This is a genomic window from Cytobacillus oceanisediminis (assembly GCF_004366035.1).
Lineage (GTDB): Bacteria > Bacillota > Bacilli > Bacillales > Cytobacillaceae > Cytobacillus > Cytobacillus oceanisediminis_C.
This window is the reverse complement of record NZ_SOEE01000002.1, coordinates 705,095-728,063: the sequence shown is the minus strand read 5'-3', so window position 1 is coordinate 728,063 and position 22,969 is coordinate 705,095. Positions and strand designations below refer to the sequence as shown.

Genomic DNA, 22,969 nt, shown 5'->3' with positions numbered 1-22,969 from the left:
GCTGATCCTATTTTTCTGATTCCGAGGAGTTTTAGTGTGGAAGGAAATATTGCCTCTCTTAATTTTTCACTATTTGGATTATAATAGTTAAAGTTTATTCTTTTACTTTAAACAATTAGGGGTATGAAAAATGGAAAAGCACAAGATCTTAAAAATTCTGGAAAAAGAATTAGTGGTTGCCCTCGGATGTACGGAACCTGTTGCTATTGCACTTGCTGCAGCCACGGCAAAGAGCCATGCAAAAGGGGAAATAAAGGAGCTTTGCTTAAAAGCGAGCGGAAATATCATTAAAAATGCTAAATCAGTCGGAATACCCGGCATGAATTCCTATGGTCTTGATTTCGCAGCGGCAATCGGCGCTGTGGCAGGGGACCCTGCAAGAAAGCTGGAAGTATTAGAGGGAGTGGGGCCAGAAGATGAACTTTTGGCGCTAAAACTTATTGAAGAAGGAAAAGTAATTTCCCTCCAGGCAGAGACGCCAAAAAGGCTCTATATCGAAGCGGTCTTAAAAACAGATATGCAGACTGCCAGAGTGGTAATCTCTGATAATCACAGCAATATTACTTTAATAGAGGTTGATGGCAAGGCTATCTACAAGGGCGGATGTGAAAATATAGGAATTCAATCGGAAGAAGATGAATTAATTGCACTCTCCATTGATGAGATATATGAATGGGTGCTTAATTCAGAAATCAGTTCCTTATCACTTGTTAAAAAGAGTATCGAGCTCAATCGGGTCATTGGAATGGAGGGCCTATCTGGCGAATATGGCCTAAAGGTAGGGAAAACGATAAAGAAAAATGTGAAAATGGGCATCTTGTCTGATGATATTGCCACTGCGGCAATGTCTTTGGCAGCAGCTGGATCAGATGCGAGAATGGCGGGCTCTACACTGCCTGTAATGGCGAATACAGGAAGCGGCAACCAGGGAATCGCAGTCACTCTTCCAGTTGTTGCAGCTGCAGAAAGGCTAAAGGTTTCTGAGGAAAAAATGATTCGGGCAGTGGCACTCAGTCATTTGATAACCATTCATATTAAATCTAAATTTGGCCGGCTTTCAGCACTATGCGGTGTAACTGCTGCAGGAATGGGGGCAAGTGCAGCCATCGTATATTTGCTGGATGGACAGCTTCAGCAAATTAAAGCAGCCATTCAAAACACAATAGGGAATGTTTCCGGAATGATCTGTGACGGAGCAAAAGCCGGCTGTGCCATGAAAGTATCTACCTGCTCCAATGTAGCTGTGCAGTCTGCCCTCCTTGCGCTCAACGATCAGGAAATCAAATCAACCGATGGATTTATTCACGATGACGTTGAAAAGAGCATCGAGAGTTTCTGTAAATTAGGAAATGAAGGAACCCGTCATACGGATGAGCTGATTTTAAAATTGATGATGGAGAAATAATCGAAAAGAAGGCCCTCTTTGTAAGAAAAGGGCCTTTTTGGTGCGCTAATTACGAAATCATCCCTCGTCGAAACATCTCCGCAATTGCCTGTGTCCGGTTTTGAGCCCCCAGTTTCCTTATAGCTGTTTTAATATACTGGTTGATGGTGACTTCACTGATCAACATGGAATCAGCCATTTCTTTGATGCTTTCTCCCCAGGAAATCCTTTTCATGACCTCCATTTCTCTTCTGCTTAATAGCCGGGCATCTTCTTTACCTTCTGTTTTTTCAAGGGTTTTTCCTACGTGTTGACCAAATTGGGTATAAGAAGAAAGCTGCTGATCAGAAATTTTTCCATGCTCATCAAATTCGTTTGTACAAATATAGCCGATGGGAACGGCACCAAAGCAGATCGGGGTAGCCAGGAAGGAGTTGACATTGGAAGTTGTTATGTATTTGATGTTTATTTGCTTAAGGTACTCGATCCCAGAACAATATTTTGCTTTTCTTTCATAAAGGGCGGAGTAAATGAGCGGCAATGAACGAATATCATCCCTGATATCCCTGATATGAATTAATCCGTGGCACGTTAATGCGATGATTCCTTCACCAATAAAACCTAAAGGTGAATACCGGAATAAATAGGCGTTCTTTACAGGAAAAACGTTCATATAAACCTCTAGAATTTTATACAGCTTTTCCTCATGACTCTCGATATCTTCTAAATTCTGGATATTATCCAAAATGGTAGATCCTATTCCCATATTAACACCTTCCTTATAGGGATATTATATATAGAAAATTGTGAATATTCAATACAGCTTAATGATAGTAAGCTTAAGTTAGAGTAAAATTTAAGTCCTGCCGGAGAGGAGGCATTTTTAAAAAGAAAAAATGTAATCGCTTTCAATATTTAGTTATCTTGAGGAGGAAGAAAGTATGTCATCTATTCAAAAATCGAACTCTCACACGGATTTTGATGCTGTTGTCGTAGGGGCTGGTTTTTCTGGACTGTATATGCTGCATCGTTTGCGGGAGGCTGGTTTTTCCACCCGGGTATTTGAAGCAGGCGATAATGTCGGTGGGACATGGTATTGGAATCGGTATCCCGGCGCAAGATGCGATGTTGAAAGCATCTACTATAATTACACTTTTTCTGAGGAACTGCTGAAGGAATGGAACTGGTCTGCTAAATACGCCGAACAGCCAGAAATTCTAAGCTACATAAATTATGTAGCGGATAAGTTTGATCTGCGGCGTGATGTGCAGTTCAATACAAGGGTGCAATCCGCGAAATTTGACGAAAAGAAAAATAGGTGGAACGTTCAATTAAATAATGGTGAAAAGGTTTCTGCCCCATATTTTATTACAGCTGTAGGGTGCTTGTCAGCGTCCAATGTACCTAAATTTAAAGGGCTGGAAGACTTTAAGGGCGAATGGCATCATACAGGGCACTGGCCGCATGAAGGAGTGGATTTCCAGGGCAAGCGCGTTGGCATCATCGGCACAGGTTCCAGCGGTATCCAGGCAATCCCAGTCATTGCAAAAGAAGCCAGGCACCTGACCGTATTCCAGCGGACCCCGCAATATAGCAGTCCAGCCAGGAATACTCCGAATGATCCAGAATACCTGAAAAATATACGGAAAAATTACAGGGAAATCAGAGCAAAAATGCGCCATTCCATTACGGGCATCCCTGAGGAGCCAAGAAACATTTCTGTGTTTGATGAATCTCCTGAAGAGCGGCAAAAGGTTTTTGAAGAAGCCTGGAAAAAAGGAGGTCTGTTAAATCTTACTTACACATATAATGACTTGTCCATTACTCCGGAAGCCAATGAAATCGTAGCAGAGTTCATTCGCTCTAAAATCCGCGAAACAGTCAAAAAGCCTGAAGTGGCGGATAAACTCCTTCCGAGATTCTTTTATGGCACTAAACGGACCATCATTGATACAGATTATTTCGAGACCTATAACCGGGATAACGTATCGCTGGTGGATGTAAAGGAAGCACCGATTCTAGAGATCACCGCAACCGGCGTTAAGACTGCAGATGCTGACTATGAACTTGACATGATCGTGTTTGCTACAGGATTTGATGCGATGACCGGACCGCTGTTTAAGATGGATATCCGCGGAAAAGACGGCGTCTCCCTGAAAGAGAAATGGGCAGGCGGCTCCCATACTCGAACCTATCTTGGCCTTGGCACAGCAGGTTTCCCAAATATGTTCATGCTGACTGGACCTGAGAGTCCGTCCGTACTGAGCAATATGATGGTTTCGATTGAGCAGCATGTGGAATGGGTGTCTGATTGCATTAGCTATATGCGCGACCAGAACCAGGCTGTCATTGAAGTAAAGGAAGAGTCGGAAAATACATGGAGCAAGCACTGCCGTGAAATCGCCGACCAGACCCTATTTACGAAAACAGATTCCTGGTATATGGGAGCCAACATTGAAGGAAAAGCCCGCGGCTTCCAAATCTATCTTGGCGGTGTAGGAACCTACCGAAAGATTTGTGATGAAGTCGCCGAAAAAGGCTATGAAGGTTTTATCCTCAAAGCCTCTGAAAAAAGTGCTGTGAATTAAGTGGATGTTGATAAGGGCAGGCATTACACCTGCCCTGTCTATAATATATTAATAGGGGGAAAATAATAATGGCATTAGATCCGCAGGCAAAATTTTTATTGGAACAAATGGAAGCAGCAGGAGCTCCGCCGATGAGCCAGCTATCACCAGAGGAAGCCAGGCTCACTACAGATTTCAGAGCTCTGGCTGGAGAACCTGAGGAAGTAGGAAAGATTGAAAATAGAAATATTGCGGGACCAGGAGGAGAGATACCTGTCCGAATTTATACTCCTAAAGGAGAAGGCCCATTTCCCGCACTCGTCTACTATCACGGCGGCGGCTGGGTAATCGGTGACCTGGAGACAGTAGAGGTTCCTTGCCGGCTTTTAACGAACCTGGCGAATTGCGTGGTCGTTTCTGTGGATTACAGATTGGCTCCGGAACATAAATTTCCTGCGGCTGCGGATGATTCGTATGCTGCAGTCAAATGGGTGGCTGAAAATGCAGCATCCATTGGAGTGGATCCAAGCCGCATTGCCGTCGGCGGCGACAGTGCAGGCGGAAACCTTGCAGCCGTTGCTGCCCTCATGGCAAGAGACAAGGGCGAAATCTCAATTGCCTATCAGATGCTGATTTACCCTGTAACCAACCATTCCTATGCAACAGAATCCTATACTGAAAATGCAGACGGCTATCTGTTAACGAAAGAAAGCATGGAATGGTTCTGGAATCATTATTTGCGGAATGAAGAGGATGGAAAAAATCCATATGCCTCTCCACTGCAGGCAAAAGACCTAAGCGGGCTGCCGCCTGCATTAGTGTTAACGGGTGAGTTTGACCCGCTGCGAGATGAAGGGGAAGCCTATGCTGAACGCTTAAAAGAAGCAGGCGTCCCGGTTGAATCCAAACGGTATGACGGCATGATCCATGGCTTCTTCTGGATGCCAGGTGTGCTGGAACAGGGAAGAAAATCGATTGAGCAGGCGGCAGATGCATTAAAGCGTGTGTTCCAAGGGAGTGTCGCTTCGAAATAATATTTGCAGATTGGACACTTCAAATTGAGGGAGTGTCCTTTTTTTGTTTTAGTTTTGTCAATTAACTACTTGCTAGATTTTCTGAAGAGCGTTTATGACGACGAAAATGCAAGCGAGGGAAAGAAAATGGTCGCCATAGAGCGGTCATGACGGCGAAAACGGAAGGGAGGAAAGGAAAACGGTCGCCATAAAGCGTTTATGACTACGAAAATACCGGCGAGGGTAAAAAACGTCGCCATGGATCGCACATGACGAAAAATAAAAGTAAGGAAAAGAAACGGTCGCCATAAAGTCCAAGAAAAAGGTTCATCCAAAAACTCGCCCCCATCGCCCATTTGGGGTAATCAATATCCCCTTCTTCCAAATTTATACTTTTCTGCTGCCTATCAAGATGCTCTTTATCCTATTTTCAAGATAAATACCAGCAGAAAGTAAGAAATTTAGTAGTAATGTACCTCTTTTATTACCCCAATTTACTGCTCACATCTCTGCCCTTTAAGATATGTATAGTGAGTATTCTTACTTTTCTATCAATTAAAGAGCAGGAGGAAAAATATGAAGTCACGCAATAATCTATTAAAAGGGGCCATAGCTGCAAGTTTATTATTCACTGCTTCCATTCCATTTAATGTGCTTGCACAGAAGCCGGAGATCACGGTGGACGAAGCGGAAAAAATCTTAAATGGCCTCTCGAAAGAACAAAGAGAAGCTTTAGAACAGCTTGAGATAGGGCCGGGATTCATTATTTCCCCTGAAGTAAATACCACCACTCCTGAGCTGGTAGAAGTCATTGTGGAGTTTAACCAGGCTCCTGCAAAGGTGGAGGTAAAGAAAGAAGCTTTAAAGAACAAAAAACCTTCTCTTTCTTTAGCTAAAGAAAAAGTAGAAAAATCCCACAGTGAATTCAAAGCACATGTTGGCAAGCTGAAGGCTAATAAAAGCAGTTCATTGTATGATGCCAGTAAAATTGAAGTAAAACGAGAATACAGGAATGCCTTCAATGGTGTTTCCATGACACTCCCAGGAATAGCAGTGGAAGAACTCCTGCAATCTGGCGCAGTAAAACGAATTTGGAGCAATGCACAGGTCCAGCTGGATCTTCCTTCAGCAGAGCAATCTAAAATAAAGCCGAAGATGGCAGACAGCATTCCGCAAATCGGTGTTGATAAGCTTCACGCTGAAGGGGTTACCGGAAAAGGAATCAAGGTTGGAGTACTGGACACAGGAATTGATTATTCGCACCCTGACTTAACAGATTCTTATAAAGGATACCGGGCGGAAAACGGACAAGATCCGAAAGCATTCGATCCTGCCTCAGTGAAAGGCTGGGATTTTATCAATAATGATGCAGACCCAATGGAAGCGACCTATGATGAATGGAAAGCGGCGAACATGCCTGAGTTTCTAAATGGTTCTGCTTATTATACTTCCCATGGTACGCATGTCTCCGGCACAATTGCTGCGCAAAAAGACAATGCAGTTGATTATGCTGTTAAAGGAGTGGCGCCTGATGTAGATTTATTTGCTTACAGAGTTCTCGGTCCGTATGGCTCAGGTACAACAGATGGAGTGCTGGCAGGCATTGATAAAGCTGTTGAGGATGGCATGGACGTAATTAATTTATCCCTAGGTGCTAGTGTAAATGACCCTTTATATCCTACTTCAGTGGCGATTAATAACGCGATGCTCTCAGGTGTGGTTTCCGTTGTAGCAGCAGGAAATGCGGGCCCAAGCGAAAAGACGCTTGGATCGCCAGGTACGAGTGCGTTTGGGATTACGGTAGGTGCGAGTGATGCAGCCATTACCATTCCGGCTTTTAAAGCCAGTGCAGGTGACAAAGTTTTTGAATCTATGAAATTACTTGCCAAGAATTTTTCTGATGACTTAAAAATTCTGGAAGGCAAATCGTATCCTGTTGTGTTTACTGGATTGGGTAAACCAGGAGATTTTACAGGGAAAGAGTTAGCTGGCAGAATTGCATTAATTGAACGCGGAGAGCTGACATTTGAGGAAAAAGTGAAAAATGCAAAAAATGCAGGCGCGGCAGCTGTCATCATTTTTAATAACACTGAAGGTGAAATCCCTGCCTACATAGGAGAAAACACCAAATATATCCCAACGTTCCAGCTTACAAAGGAAGATGGAGACTATTTAAAAGAGAATCCTGAAGTATCTCTCACCTTTAATCAGCTTGCTGAGGTTAAAACGGAAGGAGATTCTCTTGCAGACTTCAGCTCAAGAGGGCCTGTTAACAGCAATTATGATATAAAGCCGGATCTAGTGGCCCCAGGGGTCTCCATATTCTCCACTTATCCGGAATTCATGAATCACCCGGAAGAGGGACAGGATTATAGCTCTGCCTACGCGAGACTGAACGGAACCTCTATGGCGACTCCACACATAGCGGGTGTGGCGGCACTTATGCTTCAGCAAAATCCAGACTTGGATCCATTCGCTGTTAAAACGGCTATGATGAACACATCTGATGACTTGAAAAGTGATTACTCAGTATATGAAGTGGGGGCTGGCCGGGTAGATGCCTATCAGGCTGTTCATTCGGACATATCTTTCAAAGTAATGGATCAAACCAATCATATAGAAAACGGAGAATATATCCAAGTAGATGAGATTACTGGTTCCATCAGCTACGGCACCCATTACTTTAACAATGAGGATATCGAGGACAGCCGAAGCATTCAAGTGGCGAATAATAGTAAACAGGATCAATCATTCAGAGTAGAAGTGGAATATCATGCAGCCCGGGAAGGTATACAGGACGGAATTAAAAATGAAATTAAAGTCAATGTCCCTGAATCGCTGACAATCGAAGCAGGAAAAACAGAACAAATCAAGGCTGGAATTGTCATTCCAAAATCGGCTGAAATCGGCCGCTATGAAGGCTATATTCATGTGGTTAATCAGGCAAATCCAAATGACCGCTATCAAATTCCTTTTGCCATAAGAGTGACAGACAAAGGGATTGCCTATGCCGAGCCGCTCTCACCTTCTGTTACAACAGATACGCCATTCCATCAATATTATGCACCAGGTTCTCACTTTGTCTTTAAGTTTAAAAGCCCGATGGAAACGTTTGACCTGATTATCAAAGATGCCAAAACAGGCAAAGCTGTTGGGCTCGTAGGAAGCTATGACGGCAGCCAGGCAGCCCCTGATAAGGAATACCTGATCTTTTTTGGACACAGGGGACTTGTTTATCCATTCACCGGGAATAAGAAGCAGCCAATAGCTGATTACATTCAAAAACTGCCAGAGGGAGATTATGTACTTGATCTGATTAGCCGGGATTCAGAAGGGAAAAGTTATCACTACGAGAGTGTTGGTATCGTAGATAATACCCCGCCGGAAGTGGATCTGGATATTGAACCGGGAGTCATCGAAATAAATGATGGCATGTTAACAGATGAAGACGGCCATCACGCATTCTGGGTACATGGAAATATTACAGATAAGACAGTTGACCTGCTGCAGTCAAAAGGAATGGATTTTACTCAAAAAACCAATACAGCTGCTTACTATGAAAATGGCAGCCCATTTATTAGCGGATTCCTGAAGCTTGAAAATGATGGCACTTCAAAATTTGGTGTGCTGCCGGAAGAATATGAAGCCAGACCTTATCAGTTAAAGCTATTCCCTTGGGATATGGGCACAGCGGCGAACACATTTTCAAGTCCTCAATATGTGTTCATGAAGGAAGGCACCGAACATGCGACCAGCCGATTTGATAAGAGCAGTGTAGAGCTGAATGATGAGATTACCATGACCCTTGATTTAAATAATGTGAAGAAATTCATTTCAGGTTCATTTGAGGTGCAGCCTTTCCTCAATTTCTTTGAATTCGAGAAAGTTAAGGTGAATCCAAAGCTTCAAAAATTTGCAGATGAAGAAGGAATTTCTATTGAATTGGATGAACCTGTTGTTACCCAATCAGGAGTAAAGGTCGGAGCATCGCTTTCAAAAGCTGATTTCGAGGGCATTAGCGGGGATATGCCATTCCTTGATGTTACCTTTAAGGTAGCAGATGATACAAATTATGCGAGATACTCTTCCATTGGTTTAAAGGAGTTATCTTATAAAAAACAGGGAGAAAGTGGAGAAACAAAAATTCCTGCATATAGCTTGAACCATTTTGAATTCAATTCCTCACATTCAAAAATAACCGGTAATATAGCTCCGGAAGCTTTCTTAACCTCTGGAGGCTGGATTGATAACAAATACGATTTTACCAAGCTTAAGGCAAAGGTCTTCGCCAAAGCTGCAAATGGAAAGATATATGAGGGAACATTGGACAGCAAGGGCCTCTTTGAAGTGATTGTACCAGCAGATAAAGTAGCTTATACCGTCTATGTCGAGGTGCCTGGCCATATGGCTGAATATAAGAATGTAATGGCAAGCATTGAAAAAGAGGGAGAGCAGCAAGGCCTGTATGTAAGAATTAACCCCGAAGATAACCTTGCAGGGGATGTTACCCAGGATCAGATTGTCGATATCCGGGATCTGAAAGAAGCAGTTGATAATTATGGCAAGAAAGCCCCTAAAAATTCACATCTCGATATTAACCAGGATGGGGTGGTCGATGAAACAGATGTCAGATGGATTGAAAAGAATTTCTTAACGAAAGGCTCATTAGCAGGAAAAGGAAATCAGCCGAAAGAAACAATCGGGAAAAAACGCCTTGAGGATTTCCTTAAAATGATTGGATTGGAGCCAAAAGAAAAATAAGAATTGCACAGAAGGCAGGAGACACGTTCTCCTGCCTGTTTCTATTAACCTATAGAAAATTACTGGTAATTTCACTATAATAATAGAAAATTTAATACCGAGGTGCAGCATGATCATTGGGAAAATAATTAAGTTTTACAGGGAAAGAGAAGGTCTAACTCAGGGTCAGCTGGGAGAAGGGATTTGTTCAGTAACCCATTTGAGTAAAATTGAACGGGGAATTACCGAATACTCCGGGGAAATTACACACCTCCTGGCCAGGAGGCTCGGCATTAATCCCGAGGAGGAAATACTTCGATATCATCAGCTTGCAAAGAGGCTGGATGAATGGCATGAGAGCATGATTATGCAGCGAATACAGGAATCTGAACAGATAAAAAAGGAACTGCAGTCTGAAAAACTGATTCATATGCCTGATTTTCAGACTCTATATGGCCTGCTGTCAGCCAGGTACTATTTATCTGTGAGTGAATTGGAGTCAGCATCAAAATTGATCTCGGAGTTTAATAAAACTTCCGCTGCCTTTTCGCCTCATGACGCGAATCTGTTGAAGCATATCCAGGGCATTTATTACTTTCTTACAGGCCAATACCGTGACTGTATCAGCTGTTTAACTTCCATTGACAGAGATCAGTATACCTATGAAGAATACTATTACCACTTAGCGATTGCTTACCATTCCATCCATTCAAATATAACAGCCTATTATTATGGGAAAAAGGCTCTTCAATATTTTCAAAGAACCTTAAACATTCTCCGCATTATCGACACAGAAATGCTGCTGATTGTTCAGCTAAATGCCAAAGAACTACATGATTTTAATGAAACAAAGGAAAAATATGAACAATTAATTAAGTTATGTGATGCATGTAATTCAGGTGACCGGAAATCCAAGCTTTATCATAATTTGGGATTCGAATATTTTCGCCGAAAGAAATACAGGGAATCTGCAGGCCTTTATGAAGACGCGCTTAAGCTTACGGCCGAAAATGCTCCTCACTATTTAACTGCTTTAGATGGATACATCCATACATGTTATAAAGGAAAACTTCAGGCCGGCAGTGAGCTGATAAAATTAGCTGAAGAAGGCATGGAGAGGGCAAAAGCAGCTGATTCATATACCTGGATTTATTTTCAGCTTCATCTTCATCTATTGAAAAAAGAAGAACAGCAATACTATCAATTTATTGAGGAAACAGCCTTGCCGTACTTTAAAAAAATTGGCTATGGCATTTTAATCGACCATTATGAGAAAAAGCTTTTCCACTTTTACTCAGAAAAAGGCGAGGCTCTAAAAGCAATTGAGCTCGCACGTTCTTTTATACATAAACAGAAAAGCTATTATGATCACGAGTAGACTTTTTTCGAGCTGAAAAAAATGAGACTGCATTGTTATGCTGTCTCATTTTTCATTGACTGTTTATGCATCCTTCTCTGAAACATTTTCGCATTTGTTCCTATATAAACACCTGTCAGAACAAATGCTGCCCCTATTCCATGAGCCATAGTGAATGTTTCACCCAAAAAGACCGTAGCCATGATAACGGCGGAAACAGGCATCACATTAATAAAAATGGAGGCCTTGGCCGCACCGACCTCTTTAATTCCGTTATAATACATGACAAATGAAACCACGGTAACAAAAATGCTCATATGGGCAATAGCAATCCATGTCATAATGCTGGCTTGCTGGATATCCATCCAAGATGTTTCAGCAGAAGCGAATGGCAATAGAAATAAGGTTCCATAGGCAACTGCATAAGTAGTGGATTCCACTGAGCTGAATTTTTTCAAAACCACTTTCCCCACAACACTATAGATGGCCCAGCTGACCACAGCTCCTAGCAATACGAAGTCAATGGGTTCAAAGCCATATTGGAAAAGAGTAAGTAAATGGCCATCTGTAATAATAAACACTACACCTGTCAAAGCAACGGCCATTCCAATGATATGATTTTTTGTTATCTTCTCTTTTAGAAATAACCCTGATAAAAGGACAATCAGCACCGGGTTTGAAGCAATAAATAATGAGCTTTTAATCACGGGCGCATGCTTTGTGGCCAGGAAAAAACAAATATTATATAAGGCAATTCCGGTCAGGCCCAAAAGAGCAAACAATCCATGATCTCTCATATTCGGTCGTTTCCGGTCTTTTTCCATGATCCACATGAGCGGAAAAAGCAGGATGGCAGCTCCCAAAAACCGCAAAAAAGCAACTGTTGCAGGTTCAAAGCTTTGAACAGCAAACTTGCCGGCAATAAAAGCGCTGCCCCATGTAGCAGTAGCCAAAGTCAGCATTCCATAAATAAGCCATAATCTCTTTTTCAAACGACTCGCCTTCATTTCTGTAAAATTTTATAAATAGTATTATAACACCTTTTTCGGAAGGCGAAATAGTTAATTTTTATTAAAGATTTGTCAATTTTAACTTTAGGAAAAAAGGAAGCGGGGAATATGTTGGGTTTTGTCATATTTTATCGATTTAAAGTGTAAAACAGTTCCTTATTCCCAATCACTTTGCCAAAATTAAAAAAATGATCTCTTGAATTAGCGGAAAATTCATTCTTTTTTCTCTGTCAAGGGACAAGCCCATCCCTTATTATTTCTTTAGAGTCCCGAAGAAAGGGGCTAAATAGAAAGGGTGAAATACATATGAGGAAATCGGCAGGGAAAATCGCATTGCTGACAGCATTTCTTGTTATGCTGTTCTCCACACTTTCCTTTGCGGCAACCGTACCAGGAGGGCCATCTACAAATGGAAACACAAGTATTAACAGCATGCTCTCCTACGAAGATGTCGTGAAAACGCTTAAAAGCATTGAACAGACAAGCAAGGGGAAAGTGGAAGTTTTTACACTCGACCGCTTCGGCAAATCTGAGCAGGGCAGAAGCATTTATGTCGCCAAGGTTGGAACCGGGGAAAAGAAAATCTGGATTCAGGCTCAAATCCATGGTAATGAAAAGCTGGTTACTGAGGCAGCGCTTCAGCTGTTAAAAACTTATGCGAGCAACTCTTCCAAAGAGGTACAGACCGTTCTGGAAGAGTCCACACTATACTTCATTCCAATGTACAATCCGGATGGAGCAGAAATGAATACCCGCGGTACAAAGGTTATGGAGACTGGACAATTACTGGATTTGAATCGGGATTGGGCAGCTGAAGGCGGCTTTAAAGCCAATGAGTCTAAAGTTGTTTATTCCTATTGGGCAGAATTGAAACCTGACTTTGCGATCGATTTGCATCATCAAGGATTAAAACAGATTTATGGAACAAATGAAGCAACTTCATTTTCACTCGGTATTTCCCTTGCGCCGAATGGACCAACATTGCCTGCATACAAAAACTACAATGATGTAACAAGACAGATGTTGGCATATGTCTATGATGAAATGAACGGATACGGCTATACTCATATTGACCGCTACCAGATTGTTGATAGTGAAAAACAAGTAGGCTACGATATCGACATTAAAGGCGGAGTCGTATCAGCTATGATGATGGGATTGAATTTTAATGGATTAAACCCGGAAAATCACAGCCATCCAGCAGTATTTTTTGAAACGAAAGGCAATTCAAGCGATGGCAGCCTGGGGCAGAAATCGAATGGATATTTAACAAAACAAAACTATTTAGCTTTAAAATCCTTGATATATGGCTATGTTACAGGAGAAGTAAATGATGTGGATCCTGAGAGTTGGAATAGAATCCCGTCTTATCCCTTAGCAGGTTATTGGACAGATTATAATGGGATTGTTCCTGCGGAATCATCAGGATTTTAAGTTAATATAGAAGAAGCTGGTCATGGAGCCAGCTTCTTTTTATCTGCTGTTCTTCTTCACTATACTCTCTGCAACCATCCCTCTTACATCCTCCGCCACTTTATTAAAAGCCTGATTTACCCGATCCATCAAAATATCCTGGGAAGTGCTGGTTTGATTTTCAATTTCTTTATTAATATCCTTTTTCGTTCTGATCACCTCTGTGAAAAATATTTTTTGTATAAGCAAATAAAATATTCTGCAAAGGAACTAAAAAGAAGATGAACGAAAGCTTGGGCTTCTAGTATGATTGTAGAAAGATATTAAATATCTGGGATATATCGCCAATGGTCTGGGTAGGACATAATATATTGGTAATAAAAATTTACAATTGCTGCATTCATTGTATACACTAAGAATGATTATCAATTAAGTTATTAAAAAAAGACGATTTGGAATATAAATAACGATTACCGGAAAGAGAGGGACTAAGATGTGGCCATTTTCATCCAGCAAACAGAACAAAAATGTTGTCGATGCAGCGAGTTATATTTCCATTAAAGAAACGACGGAAGAAGCAGAAATCGAAAAGATGGTAACCAAGCTGGAACAGATTTTTTACAGCACATCCAGGGAAATCGTTATTTTGTGCATTGGTTCTGACCGCTCAACAGGAGACTCCCTTGGGCCATTGGCAGGAAAGATCCTCAAGGAAAAAAATATTCCCTATCCAGTATATGGGACTTTACAGGAGCCTGTTCACGCATTGAATATCAAAAAGGTGCTTAAAGAAATCAAAGAAACCTATGATGATCCATTTATATTTGGCATAGATGCCTGCCTAGGAGACGAGCGGCAAATCGGTTATATTTTAATAAGGGAAGGGTCGTTTATTCCTGGAAATGCAGTGAATCGGGCTCTTCCGAGTGTGGGTGATTTTCATTTGAAGGCGATTGTCAATACGCTGGATCCATTATCACCTGTACATTCCTTAAACAGCACGAGATTATACATGGTTTTAAAACTGGCTGAAATCATTGCGGAAATCATTTCACGTGTAGCGGCAAATGACAATACTTCCAGAGGAGTAATTGAAAAAATGAATGTTCCGTAAACATGAATTGGGTAAATCAGCCAAAAAATTGCTGTACCCCGATAGGTAAGTTATAATGAGCGTAAACCAAAGAGAAAGAGGGAAAGGGATGGGGAATAACTGGACGGAAGATAATCTGATCTCGATACGCGAGAGGGTTTATCTGCATATTAAGGATCTTATTTTGGATGGAGAATTTAAAGCGGGAGACCGTCTGGTGGAACGAGAACTTGCTGAGAGATTAAACATCAGCAGGACACCAATTCGGGAAGCGCTGTTCCGCCTGGAATCCCAGGGGTTTGTTAAGACAGTCCCAAGAAAAGGCGTAATTGTAGCGGATATCTCCGAAAAAGAAATTATCGAAGTGTTTACCATTTTATCATCACTTGAAGTACTGGCAGCAAAATTGGCTGTTCAAAAACTGGATAATGAAATGGAAAGCAAGTTCACAGCCAGCATAAAAAAGGTCGAGGAATACCTGAACAATCCTGAAGAGGATGCTTCTGAATTACATAGGGAGCTCAATCATCTTCTATACAGCTCTGCAAAAAATGTGAAGCTTTATGAGATGCTGAGCGGATTATCCGATTACATTCGCGCATTTGCCAAAATCGGGCATAAAAATCCGGGCAGGGCAAAGAAGTCAATGGAGGAACATTTAAAAATCATGGAAGCCATCGTCAATAAAGAAATGGAAATGGCTGAATATCTGACCAAAATACATATTGAAAACTCAAAAAAAGCATATATTGAAGCGGTGCAGCAGAGTGAAAAGAAAAATTAAGAAAGAGCAGAAGCCCTTTCTTAATTTTTTTACACTCCAATCACAATTGGCGAAGTTAAATTTTTTAAAACCTTTGCCACACTCATGGCGACGATTGGACTGGATTTTGGATTTTCTTCATAAGGAAAATTCGATACGGATATCTCCACCTCGCCAAAAAAACCCTTTGCCTTGATGGTATGTGTGTTCGATTGGATAGTTGGATCAGCATAGACTTTTACTTTTGTTTCTTCAAAGCCGATTCCTGCAAGGCTGAGGGCCGCTGATACATTCACGCTTTGCGGAAACAGCTTGGATGACTCCCGTGCATTCCCTTCATAAATACAAAATGGTTCTGTCAGCGTATGTAAATCCACTTTTTCTTCCGCTATCGTACCTTTCCAGCTGCGGGGATGCTTCCTTGTAATTAAAGTAATATTTTCAATTTTTCCCATTGCACCTGCAGCAATCCGATCCAGGCCTGCGATAGCTGCAGACGGGATATAGATCTGCCGGTTATGCTGCTTAGCCGCAATCTGAAGTTTATCATAAAAATCGGGGTCTCCCAATGCTCCAACGGAAAGCACTACAAGATGGCTTCCATTTGCCAGCACTTGCTCCCCGAACATTTGTAAAGCCTGATGACCCGCTGCCTCTATGATAATATCTAAATCCCCATTAAAAAATCTTGCTTCATCTGATGTTAGAGCAAATGTCTGTTTGTCAGCATGCTGTGCCCCCTTTTTTCTTCTAACCAGCACAGACTTTAACTCCACATCGCCAGCATAGCCGGCTTCAATTAATTCCGCAATGGTTTTCCCCAGCGTTCCATAACCGATAATTCCAGCTTTAAGCATATTTATCACTCCTTCTTGGGATCACCTCTAAAAATAGGAATATATAATTTGGTATACGATATACTTTGTGCAATTTTATTCTAGATTTTACCTTAAATCTATAAAGAGAGCAATATATTTTATAGAAAATATTAAAACATCTAAATTTTCAAAATTATTTGCACAATATTTATTTTTAGTGTTATTATAGTATACAAGTTTAAAATAGTGAAAAAGGGAGGTGGTCAACCAGAGGAAGAAAGGCTGATCTTTAGAACAGTATTTCTGTAGGATCATAAGTAAATAGTATTGGATGATTCGGCTGGCGAACACGCATAACACGAACACATCGAAGAGTATCGCTTTTTTGTTTTTTGTTTAGTTTGGTATACAATCCACCAAATGCAGTATGCTTTTTGGAAAATGTTTCAAAACCTCCTGAATAAGCCAAGTGTCGAGGTATTACATAGTCAGCTGTAGATAAACAGATCATGCCTCCTGCAATCTGTCTTTTGCAATCTATTTATAAAGAGATTTTTTTTATAACGAAAAACGGAGGGGAATATATGGAGTTAACATTTGCTCATTGGGTCTATGCAATTGTTACTGTGTCTGTAATTGCAACGATGCTTTTCAGAAGAGGCGTTGTCTTGCCGGTTATCGTTGGAACTTTCTTTGTGGCAGTCATCTATAAAGGAAGTCTTATCGCTGGCTTTCAGGCGGTATTTAACGCTAATCTCCTCGCAGCAAAAGAGTTGTTCAGTATATTCTTAATCATTTCCCTAATGATCGCACTTCTTAATTCATTGAAAGACCTGGGAGCTGATAAAAGGCTTATTGGCCCGATTGAGAAGGTAATGATCAATGGGCATGTTTCCTATTTAGTATTAATGGTTACTACCTATGTAATTTCACTCTTTTTCTGGCCAACACCTGCTGTCCCGCTTATCTGTGCATTGCTGGTCCCGGCAGCAGTCAGGGCTGGTCTGCCTGTGATGACGGCTGCCATGGTCATTGTCATTGCGGGCCAGGGAATGGCGCTTTCTTCTGATTATATCATGCAGGTAGCACCGATGCTAAGCGCCAAAGCAGCTGGAATTGATAAGGCACTGGTTGCTGATAAGACATTAGTTCTTTCTGTCATTACAGGTGTAAGTGCATTGGCCTATATTTATTTGGCGCATAGAAAATCAATTGTCAAAAAAGGCCACCATGACTCCTCGCTAAACCCTGAAAATTCAGCATTTTTTGGTGTAGCCAATGAACTTGCGGCCACAGCTGAAGAAAGTGCTGAAACCATCCAGAGAAAAAATACATGGGGTAAGGTCTTTGCCGTATTAGTGCCTTTATCCATGCTGGCTGTTATGCTGTATATGTTCTCAACAAAGTTAACAGGCGGATCCGGATTTGAAGGGACAGATGGCGCTGCCTTTATCGGCGGTGTAGCGACACTTCTATTAGTGCTTGCAACCTTGGCTTTTAATCGCATCCATGCTTTGGATAAAATAAGCGAGCATTTAACGGAAGGGTTTGTTTTCGCCTTTAGAGCGATGGCCCCGGTTATTCCAATAGCAGGTTTCTTCTTTATGGGAAGCTCAGACTTCACCGGCACGATTCTTTCTCTAGATGAAAGCGCTGCCAAGCCTGCATTTCTGTTTGATATGATACATGCAGGCCAGGCATATATTCCGGAAAATGCCTTTATTGCCGGTTTTGGTCTTTTAATAGTCGGTCTGATCACTGGCTTGGATGGTTCAGGCTTTTCTGGGCTGCCGTTAACAGGTGCCTTATCGGGTGCTTTGGCAAATGGAAGCCATATCGATCCTTCCACATTGGCAGCGATCGGGCAGATGGGTGCCATCTGGGGAGGAGGAACGATTGTGGCCTGGTCTTCCCTTGTGGCAGTAGCAGGATTCCTTCAGCTTTCACCGCTGGAACTGGCCAGGAAAAACTTTCTCCCTGTTGTCGCCAGCCTTTTTATCGCCACATTAATTGCTATTTTAATCTGGTAAAACAGTAATCTTGAAAAATAAAAGGCTATCCTGCAAAGTTAGAATAAACTAACTTAGAGGATAGTCTTTTTTTCAGAGAGAATAGGAGGCACATGATGAAAATAGGTTTAGCTGGGATTGGAAAATTGGGGACTGCCATGATGACTCACTGGCATAAATCAAACCTTCCAATCGGCATCTATCATCCCGATAGATCAAAGGCAGAACAATTTGCTGAAAGGTTCCCTAACGGACGCCCTTTAACCGATGACGAACTTAAACAAATGGATATCATTCTGCTCGCTTTGCCGGCCGGAAAAGTGATTTCGTTTATGGAAAGCATTTTTCCTGTGGAGTCTTCTGTTGCTTTCATCAACATGGCGACTGCACTTCCAACGAAAAGTATTTTAGAAAGAATCCCTTCCTGCAAGGTATACGGATTGAAGTATATGGGGCATTCGAGAGATTTAATGGAGAATGGAAATGGGCTGTTTATATCAGAGGACAAATTGCCAGGTCCGATAGTGGACCTTATCAAGCCATTGGGGGAAATTGTAAAGGACAGTGAAGAAAGATTAGTAGAAGTAAACAAACTGGCTACATTCTTTGCCGTAAAGACAGCCGTGGAAATCGAGAATGTTTTCATCAGCAAAGACTATCCGCCAGCTTATATTAAAAGAGCTCTCTCCTCTCTGGCACCTGAAGTCATCCGCTCTTACAGTGAAGGCACCTTGGGGCATTTTGCACAGGAGATTGTGAAAGAACTAAAGGAATCCACCAAAAAAGCTGCTGATTAGAACTATTTGATCAGCAGCTTTTTTTATTAGAGTAATTTTTCCAGTAAAAACAAATAAAACATCACACAAGCAACATAAACTGCCGCGAATGGCATATTCCAGTTGGAGACTTTATAGGAATCGACTTTGATAATGTTGGACATGAGGCCAAGAGTGGCATTATATGGGCCCACTAAGAAGGCGGAAACAGCCCCAGACAGCATCGCAACGGTCAGAATGTGCGGTGAAATTCCGATGGCTGCCGGGTTAACGCCTTCAATCATCAATGCAAGTGACACGGCTGGATGAAGGCCCAGAAAGGCCAGCCCTAAAGGGATCAAAGGCAAGATAATCAGGAAAATTTCGACCCCTGCCACATTTATAAAAGCTGCAATCCATTCATAAAGCACTTCATTTGCATTCGACAAGTTCATGGCTGATATAAAAAAGCCTGTTGATAAAAAAATGAAAAATTGATCCTTCATGCTTAAGGCGAAGGAATTGAAATGGTCAGCAAGCTGTTCTCCAAATTCTTTCCCTTTTTTTAATATAAGGGACCAGCTGAATGCAAATGGAATAACGATTAGAGAAACAAGAATTAAGAAAGGCAAAGATAACTGCGTCTCAGCAAGAGATACAAGAACATTAAAAATTGCGATGGCTATCAGGATTTGAAAAACTCTGCCAGCACGGGCGGGATAACCTGCTTCCAGGGCTGCTGCTGTTTCATGCACAGATACTTCGCCTGGCTGTGGGAGTTTCATAGGCTGGGACTGACGGGAACCAATAAACCAATCCATTGCTAAACCCAATATGCTCAGCGGAATGACATAGGGGAGGATGGATACCCAGCTGACTCCCGTCATTGTAATCACTATTCCCACAATCGGCGTTACAGGCGCCCAAATTAAAGGCATTGCAAATCCCCTGGAAATCGCTCTGCTCATAAATCGTTCCTTGTTCCGTACCGGAAAGCTCCCGAGTGCCGGCCTAATTGAATAATACGTCATGGGAAGAGTGGCAAGATTCATAAAAATGCTAAAAAAGTAAGAGATCCCTGAAGTCATCATATATAAATGACCAGATGTTTTTATCCGTTTTTGGATGATAGCCTGGATGCCTTCCCCGTATCGCCCAAGTTTAATCGGAATCCCGAGGATCGGTATTAACGTAAACATGGTAAGCAGATCAAGCATTGGACCAAAGGCAAGAATATATTGCTGCCAGTCTGAGCCGCTTGTCCAAAGCAGCACAGAACCAAAAGCCAGGAATACACCCCCGAGGATCTGTACGAATTTCTTCGCAAGCCTGAATGTTAAAACCACGATGATAAAACACAGGATAGAGAGGAGGGGATCGATATTCCAATGCGGAAGCAATGTGGACAGCAAATACAAACCAATCACGGTCAAAAATAAAACTCTCAGCATATCAGACACCCTCGCGATCTTTAATAAAGTAAATAGTAAATGAAATTGTATACCATAATCACGCGTTTTCTTTATTTATTCAAAAATCAGCCACATTTCTATCGTTATTTTGGTATTTGGTATACAATTTTGTTGTAAATCTCAAAAATTCATAATATAATAATGATAACAGGTTAGAGAAAAAAGGAGGACACCCCGATGTTCCATTTTCTATTTGGATCCAAATATGCAATTGAGAAAACAGAAAGAAAATTAGCCCGTTTGAGAAGAACTTTAAAATTCTAGTAAAACTGCCTTTCTTTGGCGGTTTTTTCTATAGAATAAGAAAGTTAGAATTTTGAACCCAGAAAACTGTCAGCGCAAGCAGCCTCCCCCCTGGCAAGCCCTTCCGTTTTCTTATGAACAGCAAACCCGGAAGAAGAGCGGCTTCTTCCGGGTTTCGTAATAACATTTATACTGCTACTTCATCAGATTTTATCAGTTTGGAATGAATGGAGTCTTCACTATTGCCGGATGCTTTTACTATTTCATCCAGTTCTTCTCTGGCTGCTTCGAGCGTTTCAAACCGCTCAAAGAATTTTACACCTATATGATTTACATACTCTTTTCCTTCATACTTTTCATAAAGCTGGATTTTCATATTCTCATCCAAAACTTCCGCGATTGTATACTTAGCCTTCAGCTTATCGAAAAAATAAAAATGATATGTCTCAACAGGCTTTAAACCTTCGTTTTCTAGAATGGTCTGGAAAGTATCTTTGTTTGTTAATACAATATATTTACCCAATTAAAACACTCCTTTAGTTTTATTTGAACTTAGTTACAAATGCAGAATTGCTCATATGTAGCTCGAAAGCATACCTCCTTCAGTTTGGAATATTGTATACCATTTCTGTTAAGTTTATTTTATACTAAGATTTTGAAATATTCAATAATATATTCTAAATTTTTTAATAATTCAGCGAAAAGGATACCTTTTGTTCATTAAAGAGGAAACAGGCAGGAGTCAATCTGCAGATTAATGACCAAAAAAATTAAGCTTAATTAAAATGGCATTTAATGTAGCCGTATAACGACGAAAATAATTGGACCCAAAGAAAATGGTTGCCAATCTCGCTGAATAACGACGAAATTAATCGCACCCATTGGAAATGGTAGTTAATCCAGTTAAAGACATCTACCACACAGAAAAATAAAAAACGAGTTTGCTAATCTTCCCGAAAGGTTGTATACTTTGAAAAAAGTATCAAAATTTTTAGAATAAACTGAAAGGGGTAATATTATGCCGAAGGTTACGCTTCATGTGGATGGGGAGATTGTGGAAAAGCAGGTAAAGGATAATGCTAATTTGGTTGTACTGGCAGGGATCCGCCAGTTTCCGGAATTAAAATATGGTTGCGGCATGGGAAGATGTACAAAATGTACGTGCATAGTATTAAATGGGGGAGATGATCTCGCACCGCCAAATTGGAAGGAAGAAAAAATGCTTGGGGACAGAGTGAAAGAAGGGTACCGGTTAACCTGTCAAATGACAATCCAAAACGATATTGAAATATCCCAGGAAAACATCTCTGTAAAGCCTCCCAAGAAGACAACTGCAGCCATTACTAAATAGTTTTTTATTTTTTTATTAATGGTATACAAAATACCTAAGATAAGCGAGGTATCAAGAAAATGAATTGTTATAATCTTACTAAAATGACATGGAAGGAAGTCGAGAAATCACTGGAAACAGTAGAGTTTGCCATTATTCCTGTTGGAGCACATGAACAGCATGGCCCACATATGGCAGAAAGCTGTGATGCGGTGCTAGCGGAGAGAATGGCTAATAAACTGGGGAAGAGAATGTTCCCATATACTATTGTGACACCGTCTGTTAATATGGGAGTTTCCGAGCATCATATCCATTTTCCCGGAACAATTACACTTCAGCCATCTACTTTGATTGCCGTACTTACAGACATGGTTTCCTCACTGAAACAGCATGGCATCAAGAAGTTTTTATTTTTGAATTCACATGGGGGAAACCAATCTACCCTGAGTCTGGCCGCCATGACTATCACAAAGGAATTGGAAGTAGAAGTCTACTATGCAAAAACCACTTCATCTGCAAAGGAATCTATCGGGAAATATGTAAAATCTCCTTTATTTGGCCACAGCTGCGAACGTGAAGTGTCTGAAGCCCTGTATCTTGCTCCTGAATTGGTAAGAGTGGACCTCTTGGAAAAAGGAGATATCAAGGAAGGCGGAAAATGGGAAAGACTCCGGCCGGGGAAAGCTGTACAGGGATTTTATTTCTATGAAGAAATGACTGAAAACGGATGTATAGGTGATGGCCGGCAAGGGAGTAGGGAAATCGGAGAGCAAATCGTTGAAGAAGCCCTGGATAATCTGGCTGAAGAACTTTCCGAGCTGCTTGATCTGAAAGAAGAGCAGCTTTATTAAATTCTTACAATCTATCACCAAAGAAAAAATAATCTTTAAAAAATTCTAAAAATTATGTTTACAATTCAAAAAGAATAGGTTATGATTTCATTAAGGTATACCAAAGACCAAAAAACAAGATTAAATATGGTTGTAAATTAACAACCTATTA

At 41.2% G+C, this 22,969-nt stretch carries 18 protein-coding genes; 12 read left to right on the top strand and 6 right to left on the bottom strand.

From position 1 onward, the window contains the following. Positions 1-130 precede the first annotated feature (130 nt). Positions 131-1,405: a serine dehydratase subunit alpha family protein gene (locus DFO72_RS07870; RefSeq protein ID WP_113884012.1), complete on the top strand. Its 1,275-nt coding sequence runs from the start codon at positions 131-133 to the stop codon at positions 1,403-1,405. A 49-nt stretch (positions 1,406-1,454) separates the two neighbouring features. Here DFO72_RS07870 and DFO72_RS07865 read toward each other — a convergent pair whose 3' ends face one another. Beyond that, a complete protein-coding gene (locus DFO72_RS07865) occupies positions 1,455-2,150 on the bottom strand; it encodes a response regulator transcription factor (RefSeq protein WP_113884011.1) in 696 nt (231 codons plus the stop codon). Positions 2,151-2,325: 175 nt separating this feature from the next. On the opposite strand from DFO72_RS07865, the gene DFO72_RS07860 reads away from it, so the two are divergent. The 4 genes from DFO72_RS07860 to DFO72_RS07845 all read left to right on the top strand — a co-directional run bounded on the left by DFO72_RS07860 (position 2,326) and on the right by DFO72_RS07845 (position 11,082). Next, positions 2,326-3,972, top strand: coding sequence for a flavin-containing monooxygenase (locus DFO72_RS07860; protein ID WP_113884010.1), 1,647 nt, complete (start codon positions 2,326-2,328; stop codon positions 3,970-3,972). Positions 3,973-4,040: 68 nt separating this feature from the next. Then, positions 4,041-4,985, top strand: a complete 945-nt coding sequence (locus DFO72_RS07855) for an alpha/beta hydrolase (RefSeq protein WP_113884009.1) — start codon at positions 4,041-4,043, stop codon at positions 4,983-4,985. A gap of 555 nt (positions 4,986-5,540) precedes the next feature. Next, complete coding sequence (locus DFO72_RS07850) at positions 5,541-9,725, top strand: S8 family serine peptidase (protein WP_113884008.1); 4,185 nt, start codon at positions 5,541-5,543, stop codon at positions 9,723-9,725. A gap of 109 nt (positions 9,726-9,834) precedes the next feature. Next, positions 9,835-11,082 (top strand): helix-turn-helix domain-containing protein, encoded by a 1,248-nt coding sequence (locus DFO72_RS07845; protein ID WP_113884007.1) that lies wholly within the window; start codon positions 9,835-9,837, stop codon positions 11,080-11,082. 35 nt (positions 11,083-11,117) lie between these two features. Here DFO72_RS07845 and DFO72_RS07840 read toward each other — a convergent pair whose 3' ends face one another. Continuing rightward, positions 11,118-12,023, bottom strand: a complete 906-nt coding sequence (locus tag DFO72_RS07840) for a DMT family transporter (protein ID WP_113884099.1) — start codon at positions 12,021-12,023, stop codon at positions 11,118-11,120. Between the two features lie 354 nt (positions 12,024-12,377). On the opposite strand from DFO72_RS07840, the gene DFO72_RS07835 reads away from it, so the two are divergent. Continuing rightward, positions 12,378-13,505, top strand: a complete 1,128-nt coding sequence (locus DFO72_RS07835; protein ID WP_113884006.1) for a M14 family zinc carboxypeptidase — start codon at positions 12,378-12,380, stop codon at positions 13,503-13,505. A 39-nt stretch (positions 13,506-13,544) separates the two neighbouring features. Here DFO72_RS07835 and DFO72_RS07830 read toward each other — a convergent pair whose 3' ends face one another. Then, positions 13,545-13,733: a hypothetical protein gene (locus tag DFO72_RS07830; RefSeq protein ID WP_113884005.1), complete on the bottom strand. Its 189-nt coding sequence runs from the start codon at positions 13,731-13,733 to the stop codon at positions 13,545-13,547. A 244-nt stretch (positions 13,734-13,977) separates the two neighbouring features. On the opposite strand from DFO72_RS07830, the gene yyaC reads away from it, so the two are divergent. Further along, positions 13,978-14,598: a spore protease YyaC gene (gene yyaC / locus DFO72_RS07825; protein WP_113884004.1), complete on the top strand. Its 621-nt coding sequence runs from the start codon at positions 13,978-13,980 to the stop codon at positions 14,596-14,598. A gap of 88 nt (positions 14,599-14,686) precedes the next feature. Then, positions 14,687-15,361 carry a GntR family transcriptional regulator gene (locus DFO72_RS07820; protein ID WP_113884003.1) on the top strand — a complete coding sequence of 225 codons (675 nt, stop codon included), beginning with the start codon at positions 14,687-14,689 and terminating at the stop codon, positions 15,359-15,361. A 29-nt stretch (positions 15,362-15,390) separates the two neighbouring features. Here DFO72_RS07820 and nadX read toward each other — a convergent pair whose 3' ends face one another. After that, on the bottom strand, positions 15,391-16,197 hold the full coding sequence (gene nadX / locus DFO72_RS07815) for an aspartate dehydrogenase (protein WP_113884002.1): 807 nt from the start codon (positions 16,195-16,197) through the stop codon (positions 15,391-15,393). A gap of 545 nt (positions 16,198-16,742) precedes the next feature. Between nadX and DFO72_RS07810 the strand changes: the two genes are divergently transcribed. Both DFO72_RS07810 and DFO72_RS07805 read left to right on the top strand, forming a co-directional pair. After that, a complete protein-coding gene (locus DFO72_RS07810) occupies positions 16,743-18,188 on the top strand; it encodes a hypothetical protein (protein WP_113884001.1) in 1,446 nt (481 codons plus the stop codon). A 92-nt stretch (positions 18,189-18,280) separates the two neighbouring features. Continuing rightward, positions 18,281-18,964: an NAD(P)-binding domain-containing protein gene (locus DFO72_RS07805; protein WP_243856089.1), complete on the top strand. Its 684-nt coding sequence runs from the start codon at positions 18,281-18,283 to the stop codon at positions 18,962-18,964. A 26-nt stretch (positions 18,965-18,990) separates the two neighbouring features. Here DFO72_RS07805 and DFO72_RS07800 read toward each other — a convergent pair whose 3' ends face one another. Both DFO72_RS07800 and DFO72_RS07795 read right to left on the bottom strand, forming a co-directional pair. Beyond that, positions 18,991-20,373: a hypothetical protein gene (locus tag DFO72_RS07800; RefSeq protein WP_113883999.1), complete on the bottom strand. Its 1,383-nt coding sequence runs from the start codon at positions 20,371-20,373 to the stop codon at positions 18,991-18,993. Positions 20,374-20,824: 451 nt separating this feature from the next. Next, entirely contained in the window at positions 20,825-21,160 is a 336-nt protein-coding gene (locus DFO72_RS07795; RefSeq protein ID WP_113883998.1) for a hypothetical protein, read from the bottom strand. A gap of 495 nt (positions 21,161-21,655) precedes the next feature. On the opposite strand from DFO72_RS07795, the gene DFO72_RS07790 reads away from it, so the two are divergent. After that, positions 21,656-21,988 (top strand): 2Fe-2S iron-sulfur cluster-binding protein, encoded by a 333-nt coding sequence (locus tag DFO72_RS07790; protein WP_113883997.1) that lies wholly within the window; start codon positions 21,656-21,658, stop codon positions 21,986-21,988. A gap of 59 nt (positions 21,989-22,047) precedes the next feature. Further along, a complete protein-coding gene (locus DFO72_RS07785; RefSeq protein WP_113883996.1) occupies positions 22,048-22,818 on the top strand; it encodes a creatininase family protein in 771 nt (256 codons plus the stop codon). The last annotated feature ends 151 nt before the right edge of the window (positions 22,819-22,969 follow it).